25 protein-coding genes are annotated in these 22,418 nt (G+C 45.2%); 15 read left to right on the top strand and 10 right to left on the bottom strand.

Going from position 1 to position 22,418, the window contains the following annotated elements:
* Positions 1-33 precede the first annotated feature (33 nt).
* Both H6F63_RS05505 and H6F63_RS05500 read left to right on the top strand, forming a co-directional pair.
* The gene (locus H6F63_RS05505; RefSeq protein WP_190635535.1) at positions 34-582 is read left to right on the top strand and encodes a hypothetical protein; all 549 of its coding nucleotides are present in this window, start codon (positions 34-36) and stop codon (positions 580-582) included.
* A 90-nt stretch (positions 583-672) separates the two neighbouring features.
* Complete coding sequence (locus tag H6F63_RS05500; RefSeq protein ID WP_190635533.1) at positions 673-897, top strand: hypothetical protein; 225 nt, start codon at positions 673-675, stop codon at positions 895-897.
* 72 nt (positions 898-969) lie between these two features.
* On the opposite strand, the gene H6F63_RS05495 is transcribed toward H6F63_RS05500, so the two are convergent.
* The gene (locus H6F63_RS05495) at positions 970-2,475 is read right to left on the bottom strand and encodes an MFS transporter (protein ID WP_190635531.1); all 1,506 of its coding nucleotides are present in this window, start codon (positions 2,473-2,475) and stop codon (positions 970-972) included.
* A gap of 360 nt (positions 2,476-2,835) precedes the next feature.
* Here H6F63_RS05495 and H6F63_RS05490 point away from each other — a divergent pair, with 360 nt between their 5' ends.
* Positions 2,836-4,041 carry a pentapeptide repeat-containing protein gene (locus tag H6F63_RS05490; RefSeq protein WP_190635529.1) on the top strand — a complete coding sequence of 402 codons (1,206 nt, stop codon included), beginning with the start codon at positions 2,836-2,838 and terminating at the stop codon, positions 4,039-4,041.
* 381 nt (positions 4,042-4,422) lie between these two features.
* Positions 4,423-5,154 (top strand): pentapeptide repeat-containing protein, encoded by a 732-nt coding sequence (locus H6F63_RS05485; RefSeq protein ID WP_199297709.1) that lies wholly within the window; start codon positions 4,423-4,425, stop codon positions 5,152-5,154.
* A 132-nt stretch (positions 5,155-5,286) separates the two neighbouring features.
* On the opposite strand, the gene H6F63_RS05480 is transcribed toward H6F63_RS05485, so the two are convergent.
* A complete protein-coding gene (locus H6F63_RS05480) occupies positions 5,287-5,619 on the bottom strand; it encodes an STAS domain-containing protein (RefSeq protein ID WP_190420419.1) in 333 nt (110 codons plus the stop codon).
* A gap of 130 nt (positions 5,620-5,749) precedes the next feature.
* On the opposite strand from H6F63_RS05480, the gene cbiD reads away from it, so the two are divergent.
* Together cbiD and guaA are read left to right on the top strand one after the other, a co-directional pair.
* Positions 5,750-6,940, top strand: a complete 1,191-nt coding sequence (cbiD, locus tag H6F63_RS05475) for a cobalt-precorrin-5B (C(1))-methyltransferase CbiD (RefSeq protein WP_190635525.1) — start codon at positions 5,750-5,752, stop codon at positions 6,938-6,940.
* Positions 6,941-7,071: 131 nt separating this feature from the next.
* Entirely contained in the window at positions 7,072-8,682 is a 1,611-nt protein-coding gene (gene guaA, locus H6F63_RS05470; protein ID WP_190635524.1) for a glutamine-hydrolyzing GMP synthase, read from the top strand.
* A 199-nt stretch (positions 8,683-8,881) separates the two neighbouring features.
* On the opposite strand, the gene H6F63_RS05465 is transcribed toward guaA, so the two are convergent.
* Positions 8,882-9,787 (bottom strand): cation diffusion facilitator family transporter, encoded by a 906-nt coding sequence (locus H6F63_RS05465; RefSeq protein WP_190635616.1) that lies wholly within the window; start codon positions 9,785-9,787, stop codon positions 8,882-8,884.
* 240 nt (positions 9,788-10,027) lie between these two features.
* Between H6F63_RS05465 and H6F63_RS05460 the strand changes: the two genes are divergently transcribed.
* The 3 genes from H6F63_RS05460 to H6F63_RS05455 all read left to right on the top strand — a co-directional run bounded on the left by H6F63_RS05460 (position 10,028) and on the right by H6F63_RS05455 (position 11,010).
* Positions 10,028-10,369, top strand: coding sequence for a hypothetical protein (locus tag H6F63_RS05460; RefSeq protein ID WP_190420423.1), 342 nt, complete (start codon positions 10,028-10,030; stop codon positions 10,367-10,369).
* 111 nt (positions 10,370-10,480) lie between these two features.
* The gene (locus H6F63_RS30385; protein ID WP_277876347.1) at positions 10,481-10,609 is read left to right on the top strand and encodes a hypothetical protein; all 129 of its coding nucleotides are present in this window, start codon (positions 10,481-10,483) and stop codon (positions 10,607-10,609) included.
* Positions 10,610-10,617: 8 nt separating this feature from the next.
* On the top strand, positions 10,618-11,010 hold the full coding sequence (locus H6F63_RS05455; protein ID WP_190635521.1) for a hypothetical protein: 393 nt from the start codon (positions 10,618-10,620) through the stop codon (positions 11,008-11,010).
* Positions 11,011-11,215: 205 nt separating this feature from the next.
* On the opposite strand, the gene H6F63_RS05450 is transcribed toward H6F63_RS05455, so the two are convergent.
* From H6F63_RS05450 to H6F63_RS05435, 4 genes are all read right to left on the bottom strand, one after another.
* Positions 11,216-11,455: a DUF4327 family protein gene (locus H6F63_RS05450; RefSeq protein WP_190420427.1), complete on the bottom strand. Its 240-nt coding sequence runs from the start codon at positions 11,453-11,455 to the stop codon at positions 11,216-11,218.
* A 289-nt stretch (positions 11,456-11,744) separates the two neighbouring features.
* Positions 11,745-13,376, bottom strand: a complete 1,632-nt coding sequence (locus H6F63_RS05445; protein ID WP_190635519.1) for a glycoside hydrolase family 3 N-terminal domain-containing protein — start codon at positions 13,374-13,376, stop codon at positions 11,745-11,747.
* Positions 13,373-13,774 (bottom strand): 30S ribosome-binding factor RbfA, encoded by a 402-nt coding sequence (gene rbfA, locus H6F63_RS05440; protein WP_190635517.1) that lies wholly within the window; start codon positions 13,772-13,774, stop codon positions 13,373-13,375. The genes H6F63_RS05445 and rbfA overlap by 4 nt, the downstream gene beginning before the upstream one ends.
* Before the next feature lie 48 nt (positions 13,775-13,822).
* Positions 13,823-14,029 (bottom strand): DUF751 family protein, encoded by a 207-nt coding sequence (locus H6F63_RS05435; RefSeq protein WP_190443107.1) that lies wholly within the window; start codon positions 14,027-14,029, stop codon positions 13,823-13,825.
* A 331-nt stretch (positions 14,030-14,360) separates the two neighbouring features.
* Here H6F63_RS05435 and H6F63_RS05430 point away from each other — a divergent pair, with 331 nt between their 5' ends.
* Entirely contained in the window at positions 14,361-15,227 is an 867-nt protein-coding gene (locus H6F63_RS05430) for a DNA adenine methylase (protein ID WP_190635515.1), read from the top strand.
* Here the strand turns inward: H6F63_RS05430 and H6F63_RS05425 are convergent.
* On the bottom strand, positions 15,224-15,706 hold the full coding sequence (locus tag H6F63_RS05425; RefSeq protein WP_190443402.1) for a PD-(D/E)XK nuclease superfamily protein: 483 nt from the start codon (positions 15,704-15,706) through the stop codon (positions 15,224-15,226). The genes H6F63_RS05430 and H6F63_RS05425 overlap by 4 nt on opposite strands.
* A gap of 186 nt (positions 15,707-15,892) precedes the next feature.
* On the opposite strand from H6F63_RS05425, the gene H6F63_RS05420 reads away from it, so the two are divergent.
* From H6F63_RS05420 to H6F63_RS05405, 4 genes are all read left to right on the top strand, one after another.
* Positions 15,893-16,561 (top strand): SOS response-associated peptidase, encoded by a 669-nt coding sequence (locus tag H6F63_RS05420; protein WP_190635513.1) that lies wholly within the window; start codon positions 15,893-15,895, stop codon positions 16,559-16,561.
* A gap of 159 nt (positions 16,562-16,720) precedes the next feature.
* A complete protein-coding gene (locus tag H6F63_RS05415) occupies positions 16,721-17,803 on the top strand; it encodes a DUF3616 domain-containing protein (protein ID WP_190635511.1) in 1,083 nt (360 codons plus the stop codon).
* A 132-nt stretch (positions 17,804-17,935) separates the two neighbouring features.
* Positions 17,936-18,568: an AAA family ATPase gene (locus H6F63_RS05410; protein WP_190443120.1), complete on the top strand. Its 633-nt coding sequence runs from the start codon at positions 17,936-17,938 to the stop codon at positions 18,566-18,568.
* Entirely contained in the window at positions 18,568-19,170 is a 603-nt protein-coding gene (locus H6F63_RS05405) for a hypothetical protein (RefSeq protein WP_190635509.1), read from the top strand. Before H6F63_RS05410 ends, H6F63_RS05405 begins: the two co-directional genes overlap by 1 nt.
* A 114-nt stretch (positions 19,171-19,284) precedes the next feature.
* Here H6F63_RS05405 and H6F63_RS05400 read toward each other — a convergent pair whose 3' ends face one another.
* Positions 19,285-20,244 (bottom strand): SGNH/GDSL hydrolase family protein, encoded by a 960-nt coding sequence (locus tag H6F63_RS05400; RefSeq protein ID WP_190635507.1) that lies wholly within the window; start codon positions 20,242-20,244, stop codon positions 19,285-19,287.
* 288 nt (positions 20,245-20,532) lie between these two features.
* On the opposite strand from H6F63_RS05400, the gene H6F63_RS05395 reads away from it, so the two are divergent.
* Positions 20,533-20,730, top strand: a complete 198-nt coding sequence (locus H6F63_RS05395) for a hypothetical protein (protein WP_190635505.1) — start codon at positions 20,533-20,535, stop codon at positions 20,728-20,730.
* A 147-nt stretch (positions 20,731-20,877) separates the two neighbouring features.
* Here the strand turns inward: H6F63_RS05395 and H6F63_RS05390 are convergent, their stop codons facing one another.
* Positions 20,878-22,257, bottom strand: coding sequence for a cytochrome P450 (locus H6F63_RS05390; protein WP_190635503.1), 1,380 nt, complete (start codon positions 22,255-22,257; stop codon positions 20,878-20,880).
* Positions 22,258-22,418: the final 161 nt, after the last annotated feature.

Genomic DNA, 22,418 nt, shown 5'->3' with positions numbered 1-22,418 from the left:
GTGTCTACTCTTAATTGCTAAGGGGATACTACGGTGCTAAACAAATTCTTCGATCGATTTTTTCAACAGCGTCATTTTGAAGTGCCTGCTTTGGGATTACTTCTAACAGTAGGCATGGCAACCAGCGCCGCGGCTTTGGAGACACTAGCCCCACTTTTGCCAGCAGCCGAACTTAGTTCGCCTTCACTAATTGCACAAGCAACTATTTCACCAACCAAGCGAGTTCCTGATGGAATCTACCTCTATGGTAGTTCCCAAAAGCCAGAACAAATTGGTCAAGAGTATATGGTGTTTGAAGCGCGTCAGGGAAAAGTAGTTGGTGCATTGTATATGCCCTCTTCAGAATTTAGTTGTTTTTCCGGCACGGTCGCAGTACAGAAAATGAATTTGACCGTTGTAGATCCTTACGACCAAACAACAAATCCCTACTCAATCACCCTTCAACAACCATCTCCTGTGGCCTCAAGTAGCGGCTTGCAAACTGACGGTAGCTTACAACTCCACGGATATGAGCGAATTACCAACCTTAGCAATAACGACAAACGGATGTTGGGCGTTTGTAAAGCCAATTTTCAACGGTAACTTTTGTGGAGTGGGCTTGTAGCACTATTTTTCAAGACGGTTACCCCCGCAAGAGTGTAAGCTTTACAGATATGGTGGAGACAAAAGGGTATGAGCGAGTATCACTTCCATGACGAATCAAGCCTTTCAGACACAGCCGAAGCGCTGGGTAAAAAGGCTATGGAGTTAGGACTTATCCCTAGTTTTGTTGTACGTTACTTTCCAGATAGCAGACAATTTTACATCCCTAACGAGATAGAATCTGAACCTCTAACACCAGAAGAGGCATATCTTCGTTTGAGAAAATTAGTTGAACAATCTGATAAATCTGATTAATAAGTATTTTCCTAACAGTAGAAAATATAAGTCTAATAGCTAATGGCTAATAGCTATTAGCTACTAGCCAATTTATTCGGGAACTTCAACTGGCTCAGGATTTAACCGGGATTGTTCTACTCCTGGTACAACTAATGGAACTGGGAGCAGTTGAGATTTTGAGGGAACAAGCGATCGCATCACTTGCAATAGTGGGGTAGAACGCTTTTCTTGCACAAAGAACAAAGCTAATAAAGCAATTAGCCGCAAGGCAGCAGAGAGGGCAAACACTGCTTGCAAACCCCCAAAATTGACTTGAGAAGCCAGAAAGCCGCCAGTAGTCGTTCCCAAAGCACCACAGACCCCAGAAACAGCAGCAGCGATCGCAAAGTAAGTAGACTGATTGCGCCCCGATGCCACTGACATTTGCAGATTGTTGCTGCACAAGTCAATGGCTGCCCAAGTCCCACCCATCAGCACGTGTAAAAGCGGGAACCAAATCCAAACAGAAATCGGGTCAGCCCCAAGTCCAAGCCAGAATAAAGGTGTCACTGCTACCAGTATTCCGACAAATACCAGCAACGGACGATTCCCCATCCGGTCTGCCAGCTTGCCCCACACCACCATCATCACCAAGGTAGCGGCAGACGTTAAGCTGCTATAGAAAGTTACCCAGGTGACACTTATATCCAGATTGTCCAGCAGGTAAAGACCAAAGAAGGGAGTGCAGATATTGACTGCAAATGCCCAAAAGCCAAAGTACAGCAAAAACCTCAAGAAATTAGGCTCAAAGCGAGATAAAGAGAGGGGGCGCTGAGGTGATGGGGTAAGGGAGGGAACTTCTCCGACTTCCCCACTCTCCCCTGCTGCTGCGAATTGCATCCGGGGGTTCACATCCGCCATGAAAAATTGACAGACGAGACTAATTAGCCCCATGACTACCCCCAGCACTAAGACCACAGCGTAACCCTGAATCGTCCCACTAGGCCAAGCAGACACTGCTAGACCCAGCAGGGGTATGCCTAGCAGCGTAGTCAAGCTTGTGACACTATTGCGAATGCCGAAATAGCGCCCCCGCAACCTTTCGGGAACCAACACCGCCATCCAACTCATCCAGTTCGCACTTCCCAAGGCTCCAACAACATTGGTTGCCAAGACTATCCCCAATGTCAAGCCGACTAATGTGTGCAAATCGGTGTGATGCCAGCTTTTCCACCCAATCGCCAATACTAAAATCAGCCACAGCAGCCGTGATGGGCCGTAAATCCAGACGTTATACCAGTAGCGGCTGGTGCTTTGCTCCGACAGATATGCTCCCACCGGTTGCAGCAAATTCACCAACATAGGAACTGAGGACAGCATACCAATCTCAATTGGGCCAGCACCCAGTTGGAGCAAAAAATTACTCAGTAAGACACCGCCAGTAATGTTGCCAAAAATGGCAGCAAATACGGCATCCCAGGCAGATGCCTTCAGACTAGACCGAATGGCATCTTTGGAAATTTTCGCTGGCGATTGAGGGGATACCACCACAGAACCTGGGGTGGTTTCTAGAACCTCTAAATTTGGAGGAGATACGTTTTCAATTGGGGCTTGCAAGCGATCGCTCCTAGACTGGTTTCAAACTAGCTGGTATGGGCGAACACCAAAATCCTCACTGATAAACACAACTATTCCTAAGCTGGTTTAAAATTAAGGCTTTTGATAGACTAGAAATTCTGTGCGGGGGAATCTACTCCACAAAGAAATACTTCTTAATCTATTCAAACAAAAATAAACCTAAGAGCATACTTATTTAGAAAGTGGTAGTTTGAGTAGTCTGGCTGTCTTATATAGCTTTCCCAAAAAATCTCAGTGAATCTCTATGGCTTGGGTGCATGACTACCAGGAAGTAAGCGCCAAGACATCGTACCAAAGGCCAGTAATGGCATCTGCCAAAATAAAGGGGCGTGGAGCTGCATGGCAAACGAGCAACAACTGGCTCTGCTAAAGCAAGGAGTAGAAGCTTGGAATAAGTGGCGCTCTTTGAGTCCAGGAATACCGCCAGACCTCAGAGGAGCCGATCTGCGCCAGGAAGATTTGGGTGGGGTAAACCTGATGAAGGCATCTCTAAGTGGCGTAGATTTGAGCGGAGTGAACCTAATGGGGGCATCTCTGTCTCAAGCCGACCTCCGGGGCGCTAACTTGAGTGGGGCATACCTGAGTAAAGCAGATTTGTCTGAGGCGGATCTGAGTGAAGTAAACCTCAGCGAGGCTTACCTGTTAGAAGCGAACCTGAGTAGGGTGAACCTGGATGGAGCCGATCTTCACTGGGTATATCTCGGCAAAGCAGATTTATCCGGGGCGATCGCAATCGGGGCAAATCTGAGTGAGGTGGATATGCGGGGAGCAAACCTGATCGGCGCGAACCTGATCGGGGCGGATTTGCGAGGCGCGATTCTCATTGGTGCGGATTTACAAGGTGCGGATCTCTCCGGAGCTGATCTGGGTGAGGCAAACTTGATGGGAGCAAGGTTGCTCAAGACTAACTTTGAGCAGGCGAATCTTGCAGGTTGTTTAATTTATGGTATTTCTTCTTGGGGGTTGAATCTGGAAGCAGCCAACCAGTTAAACCTCAGCGTAGCTCCTCCAGGGGAAGGCGTGATCGCGGTGGATAATCTGGAAGTCGCTCAGTTTATTTACTTTCTGCTAAATCACCAGAAAGTCCGCGAGGTTTTTAATTCTATTCACTCCAACATTGTGCTGATCCTGGGCTGCTTTCAAAGTAGCGATCGCCTTGTATTACTGGAGGAAATTCGGGATGCTCTTCGTCAACATGACTATTTGCCCATGTCGGTTGAGTTAGAAAAATCAACAACGCCCGAACTCAAGGAATCAATCTCCACCGTGGCGGGAATGGTGAAGTTTATCATTGCCGATTTCACAGACGCTCCTCACATCCCCCAGGAATTACTGAAAATCCTCCTAGGTATCTCTGAAGTCCCAGTGCAACCGTTAGTGCAAGTTGATACCACCCACTTAGCTATATCGGATGATTTGCACGAATATCCTTGGATGCTCCCAACTTACCAGTATCCGAGTCTAAGCCAAGCGATCGCTGACCTGAAAGAAAAAATCATTGCCCCAGCCCAAGCTAAGGCACAGGAGTTACGGGGCGGGTATTAGGATAGCGTTTATTTGGAGTTTTGTAGCTTAGAATACAGACATTTTTGGTGTTGTACATTGTTGAAAATTTTGCTTGATAGCTATCCAATTGTCCAACACCGCTTTTTAATCTTTACTACTTCCTCAGATAAATGCCAGTAATTTAAAGATTAAGTGAACGTTAATCTAAATGTTTTTAAACATCAAATATATTCCTTAAGATATAGAAAGTAAGGTTTAGAAGCGAATCGCGCTTTTAGTTAACTTAATCAATTGACTCCAAGAGTAGAAAAGCTAAATTGCTTTGAAAGGATGAAAAATTGCGATCGCTATAAGGTGAAATTATCCGGAAGCTTTGTTCAAATAATTGAGATTACTAAGGAAAAAATGGGAAGTTATATAGTGAAAAGCAAAATAGATATAAAAAATAATCCCACAATTATTGCGATCGCAACCCGGTTTAAAGGTGCAGCCAACCAGGAGTTGGATTTGCTAAATTTTGGAGTAGAAAGCTGGAATCAGACAAGAAAAGAGCATCCTCAGCTCCAACCAAACCTGAGAAATGCCAACCTCAGACGAGCTAACCTTAGCCAAGCCAATCTCAGCGGCGCAGACCTCACCTCGGCTAATCTCAGAGGCGCAAACCTCACCTCTGCCAACTTGAGTGGCGCAGATTTGAGCGGCGTAAATTTGAGCGGCGCAGACTTGAGATGGGCAGACCTGAGTGGAGCTAACCTGAGTGGGGCTAACCTCTGTAATGCAGTTGTGTGCCAAGCAAACTTCAGCGAGGTAAAATTCACCTCTGCCAACCTGAGAAAGGCAAACCTGAGTGGAGCCAATCTCAGTGATGCACAACTTTCTGAGGTAAACCTACGTGGGGCAGACCTGAGATGGGCAAACCTGAGACGGGCAGTTGTTAGCGAGTCAGACCTCAGCAAGGCAGACCTGAGATGGGCAAACCTGAGCGAGGCTCAGATGATTCGGACAAACTTGGAGAAGGCAAACTTTGAGGGTTGTACAGTTGATAGGATTTTTACATCAGAATTGAACCTAAAGGGAGTGAAGCAGTTGAATTTGGCGATCGCTGTTCTTGATAACCCTACAGTCACAGTAGACAATCTGGAAGTTGCTTGAGTGGGAATTGAAGAAGCGATCGCTGACCTGCAAGAAAAAATAATTGTCCTAGCGTAGGACAAAGACCAGAATATTAAAACCAAAAGGCTCGACTTAGGAGGTTGCATAAGTCGAGCTTTTAATTTTTGCAAATTATATTTCATAGTTCCAGGCAGCTTCGAGAACTCTTTGCGTCGCCACATCCAGAAATTCAAAAGTTAGGGTTTTGCCCAGCGCCGCAGCTTTCTCCATTCCATGCAGCAGGCTTTTGACCCCCTCCCTTTTGATAGCATTTACCGCAATCATATCCACCACCACAGTATCTGTCGCCAATTCCAAGGCTTGCTCTAGAGACTTAATAAAAGCAGGACTGGTCTTGCTATCCAAGCACCCACTGGGTCTGATTACCACAGTGCTTGGTCGAAATTCTGATTTGGAAATTTGAGCAGGAGCTTTGGAAAACAAGTTCGTAAAGAAAAATTTCATGAAACCTCCAGAGTGTCTCGTTGAGCAGGAAATACTTACAAAATCTTTATATTGATAGAATCCAATGAAAGACTGATGACAGAGCTGTTAAAAGTCACCCTCGCGCAGCGATCGCGATCGCACTCTCACAATGACCTCAACCCCACCCCGCTTTGGATATACCTTGCCAGTCTTTGCTTGTGCCGCTGCAATTGCCGCCCTGCGCTGGTTACGCCAAGAACAACCAGAAATAAACGCTGTGTCGGTGGATTTAGTTGAACCCGCCGACACAGTGGAAATACCCATTGAGCAGGTTGCTAAGATCGGTGAGGGGATGGCGCTGGCAATTACCACCAGCGATCCCGGCGATAACCTTGACCTCACCCGCAACACACCAATCTGGGTACTGGTGGAATGGCTTGAAGAAGACAAAAGGCAATCGCCTTTTTTAAACGGGGTAGCAAAAGGAGAAGAATCAGTTCACTCCTCACTCCAAACTTCTCACTCCTCCATCCGGATCAAAGGCGGTGAAGGAATTGGGCGAATGGTGAATGCTGGTGACAAACCGGCAATTTATGCTTATGCCCAGCGGCTGTTACAAGAGAATTTGCAGCGTCTGCTGTCACCAGAGGAAAAAATCCAGGTGACGATTATTTTGCCCTTCGGGCGATCGCTTGCCCAACGCACCTCAAATGCAGCTTTTGGCGTTGTGGATGGACTCTCGCTACTGGGAACTACAGGCATTTCTCAGCCGTTGAGTGCTACTGGACAGCTAGAAGCTTTCCGCGAGGAACTGCAACACAAAGCTCACTTCGACTGTTTGGTGTTCTGCGTAGGGGAAAATGGCTTAGACTTGGCGCGACAACTGGGTATTCACCCAGACAGAATGGTAAAAACTGCTAACTGGCTTGGCCCAATGTTGGTAGAAGCTGGATTGCAGCAGGTTAAGTCAATCTTATTATTTGGCTACCACGGCAAACTTATAAAACTTGCGGGGGGAATTTTTCACACTCACCACCACCTTGCTGATGGAAGGATGGAAATTTTGACTGCTCATTGTGCAAAGCTGGGTTTACCGACTGCGGCATTGCAGGCAATTTTCCAAAGTGCTACAGCGGAAGATGCGCTCTTTTACCTGCGGCAATTGGACGATGCTAGTGGAGGCGCGATCGCCGATCAAGTTTATAGCTCACTTTGTGAGGCTATTGACACGCGATCGCAAGCTTACATCCGCACGATGATCGATACTCAAGTTACCGTCGGTTCCCTGCTGTTCGATCGAGATCGCCGGATTATCGTCAAAAGCCAAAATGGTGCCGCGTTACTGTATCAAGTGTGTTAATTTTATAGGAATACCAATTAACTTAATAAATAGCAATAAAGCAGTTTTTCTAGAAAATTAGTAGTTATTAGTCATTAGTAACTAACTAAGGACTATTGAATATCCACACTATCACCATTTAGGATACTCCGGTGACTCTACAGACACAACGACTGCCTCAATTAGAAGAGAATTTGGGGCAACTGAACCGCCAAATAATTGTGATTCTTGACTTCGGCTCTCAGTATTCCGAACTGATTGCGCGTCGGATTCGGGAGACACAAGTGTACTCGGAAGTGCTTTCTTATCGAACCACAGCCGAACAGCTAAAGCAACTCAATCCCAAGGGAATAATCTTCTCTGGTGGCCCTAGTTCCGTCTATGACAAGAAAGCGCCCCATGGCGATCCCGAAATATGGAATCTGGGCGTTCCCATACTCGGAGTGTGTTATGGAATGCAGCTGATGGTGCAGCAGCTGGGTGGGGAAGTCACCAGTGCTGACCGGGGAGAGTATGGCAAGGCATCCTTATTGATTGACGATCCCACGGATCTGCTCACAAATGTGGAAGATGGCACCACCATGTGGATGAGTCATGGGGACTCTGTAACCAAGATGCCAGAAGGGTTTGAGGTGCTGGCACACACAGCGAATACTCCTTGCGCTGCGATCGCTCACCACGAGAAAAAGCTCTACGGTGTCCAGTTCCATCCAGAAGTCGTTCACTCGATTGGGGGTATTGCCTTAATCCGCAACTTTGTCTATCACATCTGCGACTGCGAACCGACTTGGACGACAGCAGCTTTTGTTGAGCAGTCAATTCGAGAAATTCGCGCCAAAGTTGGCGAGAAGCGAGTGCTGTTAGCTTTAAGCGGCGGTGTCGATTCTTCCACGCTGGCCTTTTTGCTGTACAAGGCAATTGGCGATCAGTTGACTTGTATGTTTATTGACCAAGGCTTCATGCGGAAAGAGGAGCCAGAACGGTTAGTGAAGCTGTTCCAAGAGCAATTTCATATTCCTGTGGAACACGTTCAAGCAAGAGAACGTTTCCTAAATGCGATCGCTGGTGTCACAGATCCCGAAGAAAAACGCCGCCGCATCGGTCACGAATTTATCAGCGTCTTTGAAGAAGAGTCTAAACGTCTTGGCCCCTTTGATTATCTTGCCCAAGGCACTCTCTACCCAGATGTTATTGAATCAGCTGATACCAACGTCGATCCCAAATCTGGCGAACGGGTAGCAGTGAAAATTAAGAGCCATCACAACGTCGGCGGTTTGCCTAAAGACTTACGGTTTAAGTTAGTCGAACCGCTGCGAAAACTCTTCAAAGATGAAGTGAGAAAAGTCGGGCGCTCAATTGGTTTACCAGAAGAAATTGTACAGCGGCAACCCTTCCCCGGCCCTGGACTGGCAATTCGCATTTTAGGCGAAGTTACAGCAGAGCGATTAGAAATTCTACGCGATGCCGATCTAATTGTCCGTCAGGAAATTAATCGCCAGGGAATGTACAACCAGTTCTGGCAAGCTTTTGCTGTGTTGTTACCTATTCGCAGTGTAGGCGTGATGGGCGATCAGCGTACTTACGCTTATCCGATTGTCTTACGCTTCGTTTCCAGCGAAGATGGCATGACGGCGGATTGGGCAAGGGTGCCTTATGATTTCTTGGAAACCGTTTCTACTCGTATTGTGAATGAAGTTCGGGGTGTCAATCGCGTGGTTTACGATATCACTTCTAAGCCACCTGGAACTATCGAGTGGGAATGAAGAAAAGGAAGGATTGTTAACGCAAAGGTTCGCAGAGGGTATCCCAAAAATACGCAGAGTAATCTCCTTTGCGTAATGCGCCTCCCTTTGTGATCCTTTGCGTTAAAAATTTATTTTTAAGTTATTGTCTTTTCCTTAACTTTTGTGGAAAACCCGCAAAAATCTGTGGAAAAGCCCCTCTTCCTGTGGAAAACTATGCCTATTTTGATTCCGTTTTGTAGGTAATTTGGTCAGATTGGTAAGCGGGTGGTTCGACGTGAATGAGAATTCGGACGGGGTTGAACCGTTCTTGCAAGCGTTTCTCGACTTCTTCTGTGATTCGATGGGCAGTTTCGACATCAATGGCATCTACAATTAAGTGCATTTCAATAAAGGCTTGTCGCCCGACGACACCTCTGGAGGCAATTTCGTGGCAGTTAATTACTCCGGGTACTTGCATTACAATCCCATGAATTGCTTCAGGCGCAATCGCCATTTCATCCACCAGCCAAGGCAAATTATCTTTTAAAACATTCCAGCCACTCCAAAACACCAGCAAAGCAACTGGAAAAGCTAAAACTATATCTAGCCACTGAATACCTTGCCAGACACCAATTAACCCAGCCATAACGGTAATCGTCACCCAAACATCGCTCATCGTATGCTGGGCATCAGCAATCAAAATCGGGCTACCCACCCGCTGTCCGACATGGCGCTCGTAGAATGTGACAAAAATATTAACTCCTAACACAATCAGCAGCAACCACAGCTCTGATGGTGATATCTTTACTGGGTCGCCGCCGCCCTTGATAATTCGTTCTATTGCCCCTCGCAAAATTTCAAAGCAAGCGATACCTAAAAAAGCAGCAATTCCCAATGCTCCCACTGCTTCAAATTTCTGGTGTCCGTAAGGATGATCCCGATCCGGTTGGGGAGAAGAAAACTGACTGGTAACTAATCCTAAAACGTTATTGGCACTATCGGTTACGCTATGTAAGGCATCAGCTAGCAGCGAGAGAGAACCTGTCCACGTTCCCACTACAGCCTTCAATCCCATCACGAACAGGTTGAGTAGCAGGGTAATAATTAAAACTTTACGCACTGCCGAGCGGTTATCTGCAACCACAGAATTTCTTTCACTCGCCATTTGTATTTTATGGCACCCAGTCTAGAACCTATTGTTGGCTGATAGCATCTATTTCGGGTTAGAAAAAATTTTGCCGGTTGGGTTGAAGAACCTCACCCAGAAAAGAAAGTTGGGTTGAGCGCTCGCGAAACTCAACCTACAGATTCTATTGTGTGGTAAGAAGTTATAGTTACGAGTTAATTCAATCCTCGCTTCCTAACTTCTCACTGTTAATTACTCATGTCCGGTTCACAACTCAGGCTTAACCTGGTTGAAGGCTCTGTCACCTTCAGCTTTACGCCCCAAGCGGCGCAAGATTTACAAGGCGCGATCGCACAATTAATGCAGAGTCTTAAGTTGGTAGCTGGTGGCGGCGGTAAAACCAATCCCCAGAAACCAATGGAGTATCGCTACACCGGAGATGTCTTTCTAGAGATTTTCTGCAACCCTAATATCTGGCCCAGCCCTTTTGCAGCCAAAGTTCTGCTTACCCTGCGCGATGAACGCATCCGCTTGACTACGGAAGCTGAACTTACTCGCTTGATTGAGGATATCAATCAGTACCTAGAGCAAGTAAGCTAAACCAGGAAGCTAAAAAGCAAGCTAAAAAGCATCTTTCTTAAGAAGGATGCTTTTTAGCTTGTATCTCAGCACAATGTCCCCTTGTATGCTTAAAATGGTCGGCAAGTTTAGATGTCATCGGCATCCGTACTTAGCTGGCACCAAGGTGAGCTTCGCCCCACAGTTCGCATTTTGGCATTCCAAAAGGAAGTCAACTATAGCGATCGCTCAATTCTTATCAAATCATTCAATTTGGCTTAATTTACCTAATGAACTCTGATAATCTCTTTGACTTAGTACACAAAGGATTTCGCGTCACCTTGGGTGCGACGGCTTCCCTGGTGGAGAGCGTACAAGACCCGCAAAAGCGAGAACAAAATCTTGAACTGTTAAAAACAGACTCAAATTTGCTCTTAGAGCAGTTGGCACAAAAAGGAGAGACAACGGAGCAGGTAGCTCGAAGTTTTGTTGATTCGCTAATAACACCAACTGATCGGACTGAGAGTACGCCTACCTATGGGACACCCAGTTCTACCGTCACAACCTCGACGACATCGGTTGCCCAACAGGATGTGCAGATAGAGCTACAGGAGTTGACTGCACAAATTGCTGCTATGCGGACTGAGTTAGAGAAGCTACGCAACCCCGACTCAGAGATTTAGATCGGCTTTAGAATTGATTTTGTCAAACCCGCATAAGAGATAAGTTCTCTAGATCGGGCATTAAAAGTAAAAATTGGCAGGTAATCCAGAGATAGCTGTCTTCCACTGTGAGGTTTTAAGCGTGGAGGACGGATTGCTTTTGGTTGCACCAAGTTTCCTGGTGAACCGCTCTCCTTGTCTTAAAATTGTCTTCAATGTAGATTTATCAGTCGTTATCCCATTCTTCTTGACCCATCAGATCGCCGATGCGATCGCGGAGTAAGATATTGCACCTTTCTAGTTCACACTCAACACAAACCCACTCACGAGCGGGAATGTACTGACACAGGACGTAGATCGGTTGCTGACGAGTCACAACTCCCTTCTCCACTAATTGACGTGCTTCATCTTGAATAACATCGATGGAATATACAGACGCACCAGTTAGCATTGTGTCAACGCTCATAAGTCCTCAACCTATAAACTAACGGATATAAAATTAATATTAACGAATAGTTCGTAGCGCGAACACATAAAAAGTTCAGTATATTGAGTTACAAACTAAATATTCTTTTTAATAAAGATTGCAAAAGTCAGGGACTTTTGACAATAAATTCCGTCTCTATAGGGATGAAATCACGCCAAAAAGGGCGTAGTACGCCTAGCCTAGCGCTCTTGATTTATGAATAAGTAAAGGTAGGACAGGCAAAACGTTAAAGAAAGTTTAAAAAACTGGCATACCTCTAACAGTCAATTTATTGGGGAGGGAACAAAACTTCCAGAGCGATCGCCTGAGCTTCTGACATTTGTCCATAAGAAAACACGCAAGGTATTTCTGGCGGCAGATGCGGAAGAAACTGTTCTAAGATATACGGGCTACCATAAATTACTAAGGCTTGTAGCTCGGCGTTTTTTAATAATCTCTTAAATAAATCTTCGGCAACGGGTGTTAAGCCAGCACTGCCTCGAAAAGGATTGCCACGGATGAAAAGTTGAAGCAATGTTTTTGTTGTCGAGATGGGAGCGATCGCGTCTGACAATGGCGCAGTCGGGGTATGGGGGTCAACCAGTTGCAATTGATAGCCTAAACTTTTTGGCAATGCCACAGCCGGGGCAAGTTTACTCAAAAACTTACAATTGAGTACGTCATCCACCACTATTAAATTGCGTAAGTTGCCTGTGTTTCTAGGCAGAGGAACCTGGCCATGAACTAGCAGGGAATCTCGCGAAATGTTTGCAGATGTGTTTAGTGCGTGGGGTGAGGCGAGTTGTAGAGGATTGGGGATTGGGGATTGGGGATTGGAGATTGGGGCATCTCCCAAGTCTGCCCTACTTCCCTGCACCTTGCGTTTAGCTTTCCAGATACGTTCGACAGAGGCGCGAATTCGCTCCTCGGAAATGCGCCCCTCTGTCACAGCGTCACAAACTGCTTGGATGGCACCAGCAGGATCTACTGGCATTAGTAAAATATCCGCCCCGGCTTCTACAGCTAAGACGGGGGCTTCCGAAGCTCCATAACGGTTAGCGATCGCTCCCATTACCAGCGCATCGGTGACAATTAAACCTTCAAATCCTAACTCTTGCCGTAGCAGAGAAGTCAAAATAGGATAAGACAAAGTGGCGGGGCGTTCGGTATCCCAGGCGGGGATGAGCAGATGAGCGCTCATCACAGCGTCAACACCGGATGCGATCGCTGAGGCAAACGGTGGCAGTTCAATTTCCCCTAGTCGTGCTGGTGAGTGTGGCAAGACGGGCAAATCTAGATGAGAATCAACTGCCGTGTCGCCATGTCCGGGAAAATGCTTGGCAGTAGTCAACACCGGAAAACGTTGTGCGCCCTGAATAAAAGCAGATGCCAGCTGGCTTACTTCCTCTGGGGTTTCCCCAAAAGCCCGCACGTTAATGACTGGATTAAGGGGATTGTTGTTGACATCCACGACGGGCGATAGCACCCAGTTGATTCCAATAGCTAATGCTTCCGAGGCGGTGATAGCGCCCATTTCCTGGGCGTAGTGCAAGGCTCTGGCGACATCTTTCCGGAAAATTGCCCCAATTGCCATCGGCGGGGGAAACCAAATTGCCCCAGAAAACCGTTGCCCAACGCCTTCTTCAATATCAGCGGCAATCAGCAGAGGGATTTTGGCAAAACTTTGTAGTTGTTGCGATCGCAGTGCCAATTCTCCTGCACTGCCTCCCAACAAAATTACACCGCCAACGCCCAAATCCTGTATCCAGTGTTGCAGCTTTGCTCTGGGTGGTTCCCATTCTGGGTACTGAATTTGGTGATCGAACAGGTAGCCCGATGCTCTGACTACAAACATTTGCGCTACCTGTTGTGGCACAGTTAGCGATTCCCACTCAGGTAGCGACTCCGGCACAGATTTCAATCTTCGGCCTCAACGGTGTCTTCTATTTCCCCACTTTCTGGCTTACGCTCACTACTAAGCTGATTTATCAAACTCAGAAGGCGATCGCCCCGTTCCAAAGATTCATCTTCCAGAAACATTATTTCTGGTGTCCGACGCAGCCCCAGTCGTTGACCTAATTCCCGGCGCACAAATCCGGTTGCTGCCTTTAAACCCTCCATTGTCTCTGCTTTTGCTTCATCGGTGCCATAGATGCTGACAAAGATTTTAGCGTGTTGCAGGTCGCCGGAAACATCGACATCTGTAACGCTGACCATTCCAGCGCCTACGCGGTCATCTTTGATTTCTTGGAGCAGCAATTGGCTGATTTCGCGTTTAATTAGTGCTGAAACGCGAGAAACGCGACGACTCGTAGCCATAGTAGTCCGCTGCCTTTAAGACAGTCTGAGCAATGATTTTTTATCGTACTAAACTGGGGCCAAGCCCAGCATCGCCCGTAGGGTGAGGGCAACAAAAGTTAAGCCTGCTACAAATAAGCTGATCGTGGCGATCGCGCTTATCGGGTTTTTCATCAGTGGCTGCAACCACGCAAAGGCGTAAAAGAACACCCCCAGGATGATTGTCACCAAGTAGCGAGGGTAGCGAGAGATGTTATCCCAAAAGCCATCAAACATATGTTGGAGACCGCAGCTATAAGGTACTGCATTTTAACTGTTAACATTTAAAGCGCAAGTTCGACAAGTCCGCAAGAGCGCGATCGCTTTATCCTGCTATCGTCAGGGAACAAGCGCGATCGCACTTATTGGTCTTCTCGCCCAAACACTAACCGATTATACACCTATTAACTTGCTTAGAGCGCGTTATTATGGTTAATTCTATGGCTTTCAACTGTTACAACTAATGTTTTAATTCTCAGCAATTATTTATCTAACCCACTATTGATATTAAGCCCTTATATTGTAAAATTATAAAACATTTATATAGTTAATTCAAACTCATTGCTAAATGCTAGTACAACCCAACACAGAAAATAAAAATATTACCAAACCTTTCTTAAAATGGGCGGGAGGAAAAAGCAAATTACTAGAACAGTATAAATATTATTTTCCTACAAACTTCAAAAATTACCACGAGCCATTTTTAGGGGGAGGCGCTGTATTTTTTTATATTAATCAAGCTTTTCATAAAAAAGCTGTATTAACCGATATAAATAACAACTTAATTGAAACCTATCTGTGCGTCAGAGATAACGTTGAGCATTTAATCGAGTTGTTGTCACACCATCAGAAAAAGCATAATAAAGCGTATTATTATGAGATGCGATCGCTGTCTTATAACACAGACTTAGAAAGGGCAGCTCGTTTAATTTATTTAAACAAAACCTGCTTTAATGGACTTTATCGAGAAAACTCCAAAGGTAAATTTAATGTACCCATAGGCAGATATGTCAATCCTGCGATTTGCCAGCCAGATTTACTGCGTTCAGTATCAATTGCACTTCAGTCTGCTGTTATTGATGTCAGACCTTTTGAAGATATCCTGAAGTACGCAAATTCTGATGACTTTGTATATTTCGATCCGCCCTATCATCCTCTAAGCGATACCAGTTACTTCACAGCCTATAGTCGCTATTCCTTTAATGAAGACAATCAGATAAAACTTAGGAATATATTTGCAGAACTTGCAGCGCAGGGTGTCAAAGTTATGCTCTCTAATTCTGACTGTACCTTCATTCGAGAACTCTACAGTGACGATAAAATTTTTCAAGTCAATAATCTTCCTACTATTCACACTATATCAGCATCCAGGGCAATTAATTCCAATCCCCAAAAACGAGGTAAGATTTCCGAAATTTTAGTAACTTCCTATTAAAGATTGTTGTTAGCCCAGACCATAAAACTTACTAATGTATGCACTGCTAATAAATTTGCATTTGAGTGAACTTGTTTGTGAAACCAACTAACTGCTCCCGGCTTCATACCGCCACCATCTATTACTACAACAGATGGAACTGGATAGCAAGTTTGAATATTTAAGTTGACATAAGGTAGTTTCTCATCAACAGAACCCCCGCTTTGTTGCCACTTGCATTCAATAATTAACCCCGAAGGAAAGGCAGCTAAACCAATAATATAGAAGTCTACATAGATGTCAGTTCCATAAATGCCGTTGCCAATATAAACCTGTCTTGCATAGCGTTTAGGTAGCAGACAACCGTTTAAGATGTAGTCGCGTCGCTGCTTATTCGGTAAATTATTAGCGACTTGGAAATATCCATGTTCTCGCAGGGTTGCTTCTACAGTTCTTTCTAAAACTTTACCAGACCGATTTGCTCTGCCGCCCTGAGTCATCATCTTTTCCAACCGAGACGGTACATCCTAAAAAAATATTAACTCTACAGTAAACTTTTTTCCAGTTCTGCATATTCAAGTACAAGAAGATAAAAATTTATAATTTTGGCTTAAAATAGTACATAGATACTATTAAGTAAAGAAAATTAGCTCGCCACTTTGTAATTAGTCGCGTGGGATAAAATCATGTGTGGAAGATTCAGTCAAAGTAAATCAGCAGAAACAATTGCCCAAGTATTCCAGGTAAATAATGTTCCTCCCTTAACGCCCCGTTACAACATTGCACCTACCCAGCAAATTCAGACGATTTTACAGAATGCAGAACAGTCTCAAAGGGAGTTTCAAATGTTACATTGGGGGCTGATTCCCAGTTGGGCAAAAGATCCAAAAATGGGGGCGCGGATGATTAATGCACGGGCGGAAACAGTAGCCGAAAAGCCTTCTTTTCGGGCAGCTTTTAAACAGCGCCGGTGTCTAATTTTGGCTGATGGCTTTTATGAGTGGGAGCAGCAAGAAAAGAACAAGCAACCTTTTTATTTTCGGATGAACGATGAGCATCCCTTTGCCTTTGCTGGGCTTTGGGAGCATTGGAAAAGTGGCGATGGGGAGGTGATTGATTCTTGTACGATTTTGACAACAGAACCTAATGATTTAATGCGCCCCGTCCATAACCGGATGCCTGTAATTATTGATCCAAAAGACTACGATTTATGGCTTGATACAGAGGTAAAAAAGCCAGAGTTATTGCAGCCTTTGTTGCGTTCGTACTCAGCCGAAGAAATGACAGCTTATCCAGTTAGCACGAAGGTGAATAAGCCAGTGAATGACTCGGCGGAGTTGATTAATAGTTTGTGAGCAACTAACAACATAACTAAAATAGGGCGGGGGATATTTCCCACCCTATTTTTTATTTATATAGATAATTATTTATTCCGATAGAGGGTATGAAACTTGCATGGGGATATGCTAATACAGAATTGTAACGCTCCCCAACAATTTTAGGAAGTAAGCATTATGCCAGAAAGTTTTCTACTAAGTCGCGTGCTAATTCGCTTCAATGGCAAAGCAGATGAACCTCTCGGACAAGATTTATCTGCGGCTGCTTTCACACCTGATGGTAGCTTGTGGGTAGGTTCTGATGAAACCAGAACTATTGAGCGTTTATCACCTATTGAGCCATATATTTTCGGCGATCATCAGCAATTCTTTGTTAAGAATTTTATTGATTTATTTAATCAAGAAGGCGAAATTGATATAGAAGGAATGGATTATGCCAACAATTATCTATGGATAATTGGTTCGCATAGTACAAAGCGGAAAAAAGTAAAAGGTAAAGATTTAGCAAAAGATTTAGAGAAACTAGCCACAGTAGAAAGGGAGCTAAATCGTTATGTACTAGCTCGTATCCCGGTAGTGGGGAAGGAGTTATTTAAAGTATGCTCCCATCCAGATAATCCAGAGAAAAAAATGACAGCAGGTTGTCTGCAAAAGATAGACGATAATACCAATGTGTTGATGGAAGCCCTAAAAGAAGACCGCCACATAGGGCATTTTATAACAAGTTCTATTCCCTCTAAAGAAAATGGATTTGATATTGAGGGATTAGCTGTTCGAGGAGATAAAATTTTCATCGGCTTGCGAGGCCCTGTACTCAGAGGCTGGGCGCTAATTTTAGAGATAGAAGTTGAAGAAACAGAGCCGGGGATTTTAACCCTGAAAAAAATCGGTAAAGAAGGGGAGCAATACAAAAAACATTTTCTGAATCTGAATGGCTTAGGTGTACGGGAACTGTGTCTAGATGGTGAAGACTTATTAATACTCGCGGGCCCTACTATGGATCTAGAAGGTGCTTTGCGAGTTTTTCGGTTAAAGAATGGCTTAGATTATCCTGAAAACAGTATATCTGGGCAGGAAGAGGGAGACTTGGAAGTAGTTTTAGATTTGCCTTTCAGGTTCGGTTCAGATCATGCTGAGGGGTTGGCACTCTTTCCTTGTTTAGGACAGCAAAATTCTCTTATGGTGGTTTATGATTCACCTGACGAGAACAGAATACTGGAGTCGCATAGTATTTTTGCCGATGTTTTCAGACTGAAGTGATGGTGTCGATTCTTTCTGAAGATATATATCAATGGCATGATATATGTTCGCAGCCAAAGAAATAAGGCAAAAAAAAAAATTCATAGCCGATAAAGCGGTATATTTTTCTAAGGTCAGCATCAAAGGCGAACAGTGCCAAGAATAATCGCTATTCTCAACGGGAAGGGAGGAGTAGGTAAGACCACGACAGCAGTCAATCTGGCGGCTACCTTCTCGGAAAACAAACGGGTTCTTCTGGTCGATACAGACTCTCAGGGTTCGGCGAGTTGGTGGGTTGGGCGTAGTGAGAAAGGGATGGGCTTTGACCTAGCCCAAGAGACTGACCCAAAACTTTTGAGTAATTTATGCGAGATAGAAGGCTACGATTTAGTAGTAGTGGATACGCCTCCGGCGTTGCACTCCGAAGCATTAGCGGCGGTAGTAGCGATCGCAGATTATCTGGTTTTGCCTACACCCCCATCAGCAATGGATCTGGCTGTACTTATTGAAACAGTGCGGGAAGCCGTTATGCCCGTGGGAGTCGCCCATCGGGTGCTGCTAACTAAGGTGGATGGGCGGAGTGTAGGGGAAGCACTGGAGGCTCAAAACACTCTCATGGAGCTAGGAATACCCACCTGTAATGCGTTTATTCGCGCCTACAAAGCCCACGAACGAGCGGCGCTAGAGGGGGTGCCTATTACTAAATGGCGCGGGACGAATGGACGGGAGGCTCAGGCAGACTACCGCCGTGTGGCTAATGAATTACAACGTGATTGGAGGAAATAATGACTAAAAAACGTCTCTCAGATTTGCTACGCGAAGAAGCACAAAATTTACCAGACAAAGAAGAAGGTGAAACTGTTATAGAAGTCACCGCCCATAAAGTTTCAGAATCAGAGTTGCAAGCTGAGGAGGAGGAATCGTCAACAGATACCTCTGAACAAACTACTGCTAAGCGGACAAATCCAACCAAAGCTGATTTAGAAGCAATGGTGACGGACTTGAAAGCAACTATAGAGCGATCGCGTCAAAACGAAAGCTCTCTAATGGAAAAAATGTCTAATTTGGAAGCCAATCTTGATGAGCAAAAAGAATTAGTACAAAAGCTTCAGAAAGAGCTTAAACAACTAAACAAAGTAAAGGCAGAACTTGAGCAAGCTAAAAATGCAGCTATGCAACTTGCAGAAGCGAATTCTCAACTGAGTGATGAAGTTAATGCTCTGAAAAAAGGCAGGCAAGATAAGCAAGATAAGCAAGATAAGCAAGACAAGCAAGATAAGCCACCTAGCAAAGGACAACTAACCCAATCATTCGTGCGGCAACAACGACCAGTTTTCAAACACGCAGATGAGCCTGCGGATTTTGCCGCAAAGACTTGGTTACTATAAATAGGTGTACATTCAAAGAATAATTTTGTAGGGCGGGGATTGCCTACCATCGAAAGATTTGGTTGGCTTTGCCCACCCTACTATTTTTGCTAACATAGCCTACCGAATTTAAAATCAGTTTTTGACGGCTTTTTGGCGCTTGATGATAAAACCTGTACCTGCACCAAATGCGATCGCGCCCATTACAAAAGGAATAGGGGTAGAGATAGAAACAGGTTGGGGCGCAGGTTTGGACGATGCAAAAGCTAATTCTACGAGTAATTTATGCGCGGCGGTTGTCGGATGGATGTTATCCCAAAATAAATATTCGTTGGGATTATCGCATATCTTAGCTTGGCTTAGACAGGCGTTAGTTACATTCGTGAAACCAAATTTTTCTGGATTGTTGACGACTTGATTAAAGAGAGAATTCACATCAAGGTAGGTGATCTTAATATCACTTAGTTGCTGGCGCAAATTGTTGAGAGATGCAGCTAATGCAGAGTTATGCTTCTGAGTCAAATTGTTGAGCGAGTTGGAACGTTCACTGATGCGCGTACCTGGAAGTTTTCCTAAATCTGGCAAATTAACTACTACGATATTTTTAGCGCCAGCGTCAGCGAGAGACTTCACTGCTACGCTTAAATTATTAACTGGCGCGGTAGAGTCAGTAGCGCCACCCAGGTAATCATTAGCACCAGCCCAGACAATATACAGAGCTTTCGGATCTGCGGAAGAATGGGTTGCTTTAAAAGTTTCGATTTGCGTCAGCAATCCTGGGGGAAGTTGCCTAGAATTACCTGTTTTTGCACCTCCGAAGGCGAAGTTAGTCTCTGTACTGGATTTTAATTTCAGCTTAGCTGCGAGATAGTCCGCCCAAACTAAACCATTAGAATAGCGTCCGCGAAAGTAGGGAGGGTTTGAGGGACTTTCCCCTCTTGTAACTTTATAGGCATTGCCAACATCCGAGATGCTGTCGCCAAAGACATAAATCTCATCAAAATTCTGCGCTGAAACTTCCTTGGGAAAGCCCAAAACTGTGAAGAAAGCGATCGCTGCTCCAGCCGTAGCCACCAAAATTTTTTTTATCAACATCCCCAGAGATTCCGATTTGAGCTACAACAGTTGCTTTTTCCTTGTAGCATTTCTGGAAAATGATTGGCTGTTCGAGAGTCATCGCTTTACCCAACCTAAGCTCGAACAAGGGGACTTGCTATCTGCAAAATGCTGGGAGCGATCGCTACAGGCTAGGTACTTCTCCCAGTTCATAACCTAAGTTATGTTTTAAAAATGTAACTTTCGCTACTTTTCTCTTAAATGTCATTAAAATATGACTTATAGGGTCTTAACCCTGATATCCGTCCTTTCAGCAGAGGTTTCCTTATGCCAGAACTTACCTGTACTGTTCCCGTTCCCAAAACCCCGCAAGAATTGGAACAGGCTGTTAAACAATACATAGTCAACGATCTAAGGGGTGATGAACTCCTTTGTCAGTGGCAAGCAATCCGTGATGCCTCCCTAAATCAAGACTTTTGCGTGCCTAGTGATAGCGACCTGGTTGCGGGCGAAGACAGCTATTAAATTACGTTTATTGACACTGATGGGGTGCTTAGGAGCATGGATTTATTAACCCCCAATTTCCTGCCTAGGGGCATTGCCATGCCCCTACTTACAAAAACTCCCCCAGCTAATCTGAAGGAGTTGGAGTTTAAGCCGTCAAAAACCTAATTAAACTGAGACTGGAGTATTTGCAGGCTTCTTCAGCCGAGAAGTAGCAACCATTTTCATGCCTCCTGGTGCTGCTAAAGTTAAGCCCCGACGCACCGGAATAACCGGACGCTTATCAACCAGCGACACTTGAAAACGCGACAGAATTGTTGCGAGAACCAATTTCATTTCATACATGGCAAATGCCATGCCGATACAGCGACGATTCCCGCCACCAAAGGGCAAATACTCGTATGGAGAAAATTGCCGTTCCAAAAAGCGTTCTGGCTTGAACTGCTTCGGCTCTGGGAAAGTTTCCTCGCGATGGTGGGCTAAATAGATACTGGGGACTACTACTGTACCCGGCTCTAATTTGTAGCCCGTTATCTCGATTGGCGATCGCACAACCCGAATAAAAGTATTTGGAGCAATTGGGTAAATGCGAAGCGTTTCAGAGCAAACCGCAGTTAGATAGGGCAGTTTGGCAATGATACTTGGATCTGCTGTGGTATCAACATCCAACTCTTGGAGCAGTTTGTCCCGCACCTGGGGTAATTGGTCAACCCAGTACAAAGCCCACGTCAGCGCAGAAGCGGTGGTTTCATGTCCGGCGACTAGCAGAGTCATTAACTCATCGCGTAACTCCACATCCGTCATCGGTTGACCCGCTTCATCACGAGCAGACATCATTAAGCTGAGGATATCTTCGCGATTCGGGTTAGATTCTGCTCGACGTTCCGCAATCTGAGCATAAATCAGTTCGTCAATTTGTTTTATTTGGCGCTGCATCCGACCCCAAGGACTCCAACCGCCTAAATCTTGTTTAAGAAACTCAAAAAAGAAGGCGCTGGAGTTGAAGGGGGAAGTCATCAAGTCCAGGGTTGAACCGACTAAGCTGCGTAGTTTTTCCAAACGCGACCCTTCATCCAGTCCAAACACCACTCGTAAGATGACGCGCAGGGCGATTTCTTGCATCGACACACGGATGTTGAAGGGTTTGCCAACCGTCCATTGATTCATCACCTGCTGGGCAATTTCAGAGATAATCTGACCGTAAGCCCGCATCCGTTCCCCGTGAAAGGGAGGGGTTAACATCTGTCGTTGGCGCTGATGGCGATCGCCATCTAGCAGTAGCAGAGAATTTTCTCCCATTAAAAACTCTAAACCGCTGTTCCCTCTTCCAGCGTCTAACTGGCGGTCATCAGCAGTAAAAATCGTTTGCAGTGCTTGTGGTTGGCTGAAGTACACAATCGGAGTATTTTTGCTTCCCCTGATGGTGAAGGTGTCACCATAGGCTTTGGCATTATCATCCAGGTACTTTATGGGCTGAAAAATAAACTTTATTAACCGCAGCGATCGCGGAGTGTTTGGCCCTTTAGGCAAACTGTTAGTGAGTTCCATTGAAGCGCCTTGTGTTCAGAGCAGTTTAATTCTATTGTGCCGATAGAGGGAGAACTGTGGGAAAGAAGCAACGCATTCCCAGGTCTGGAAGAGATGGCGCACAAAAAAACTCCCCCTGACAAGCATCTCATTGTCCGAGGGAGGTTTTATTTTAGATTTGA

Source organism: Trichocoleus sp. FACHB-40, assembly GCF_014695915.1.
Classification (GTDB): domain Bacteria; phylum Cyanobacteriota; class Cyanobacteriia; order Cyanobacteriales; family FACHB-T130; genus Funiculus; species Funiculus sociatus.
This window is presented reverse-complemented; position numbering and strand designations above follow the sequence as displayed.

Excerpts from the sequence above, each read along its gene's own strand:
- H6F63_RS05500 (WP_190635533.1), top strand. The coding sequence starts at position 673 with ATGAGCGAGTATCACTTCCATGACGAATCAAGCCTTTCAGACACAGCC.
- H6F63_RS05490 (WP_190635529.1), top strand. The coding sequence starts at position 2,836 with ATGGCAAACGAGCAACAACTGGCTCTGCTAAAGCAAGGAGTAGAAGCT.
- H6F63_RS05480 (WP_190420419.1), bottom strand. The coding sequence starts at position 5,619 with ATGAAATTTTTCTTTACGAACTTGTTTTCCAAAGCTCCTGCTCAAATT.
- cbiD (WP_190635525.1), top strand. The coding sequence starts at position 5,750 with ATGACCTCAACCCCACCCCGCTTTGGATATACCTTGCCAGTCTTTGCT.
- H6F63_RS05460 (WP_190420423.1), top strand. The coding sequence starts at position 10,028 with ATGTCCGGTTCACAACTCAGGCTTAACCTGGTTGAAGGCTCTGTCACC.
- H6F63_RS30385 (WP_277876347.1), top strand. The coding sequence starts at position 10,481 with ATGTCATCGGCATCCGTACTTAGCTGGCACCAAGGTGAGCTTCGCCCC.
- H6F63_RS05455 (WP_190635521.1), top strand. The coding sequence starts at position 10,618 with ATGAACTCTGATAATCTCTTTGACTTAGTACACAAAGGATTTCGCGTC.
- H6F63_RS05450 (WP_190420427.1), bottom strand. The coding sequence starts at position 11,455 with ATGAGCGTTGACACAATGCTAACTGGTGCGTCTGTATATTCCATCGAT.
- rbfA (WP_190635517.1), bottom strand. The coding sequence starts at position 13,774 with ATGGCTACGAGTCGTCGCGTTTCTCGCGTTTCAGCACTAATTAAACGC.
- H6F63_RS05435 (WP_190443107.1), bottom strand. The coding sequence starts at position 14,029 with ATGTTTGATGGCTTTTGGGATAACATCTCTCGCTACCCTCGCTACTTG.
- H6F63_RS05430 (WP_190635515.1), top strand. The coding sequence starts at position 14,361 with ATGCTAGTACAACCCAACACAGAAAATAAAAATATTACCAAACCTTTC.
- H6F63_RS05425 (WP_190443402.1), bottom strand. The coding sequence starts at position 15,706 with ATGACTCAGGGCGGCAGAGCAAATCGGTCTGGTAAAGTTTTAGAAAGA.
- H6F63_RS05420 (WP_190635513.1), top strand. The coding sequence starts at position 15,893 with ATGTGTGGAAGATTCAGTCAAAGTAAATCAGCAGAAACAATTGCCCAA.
- H6F63_RS05415 (WP_190635511.1), top strand. The coding sequence starts at position 16,721 with ATGCCAGAAAGTTTTCTACTAAGTCGCGTGCTAATTCGCTTCAATGGC.
- H6F63_RS05405 (WP_190635509.1), top strand. The coding sequence starts at position 18,568 with ATGACTAAAAAACGTCTCTCAGATTTGCTACGCGAAGAAGCACAAAAT.
- H6F63_RS05400 (WP_190635507.1), bottom strand. The coding sequence starts at position 20,244 with ATGTTGATAAAAAAAATTTTGGTGGCTACGGCTGGAGCAGCGATCGCT.
- H6F63_RS05395 (WP_190635505.1), top strand. The coding sequence starts at position 20,533 with ATGCCAGAACTTACCTGTACTGTTCCCGTTCCCAAAACCCCGCAAGAA.
- H6F63_RS05390 (WP_190635503.1), bottom strand. The coding sequence starts at position 22,257 with ATGGAACTCACTAACAGTTTGCCTAAAGGGCCAAACACTCCGCGATCG.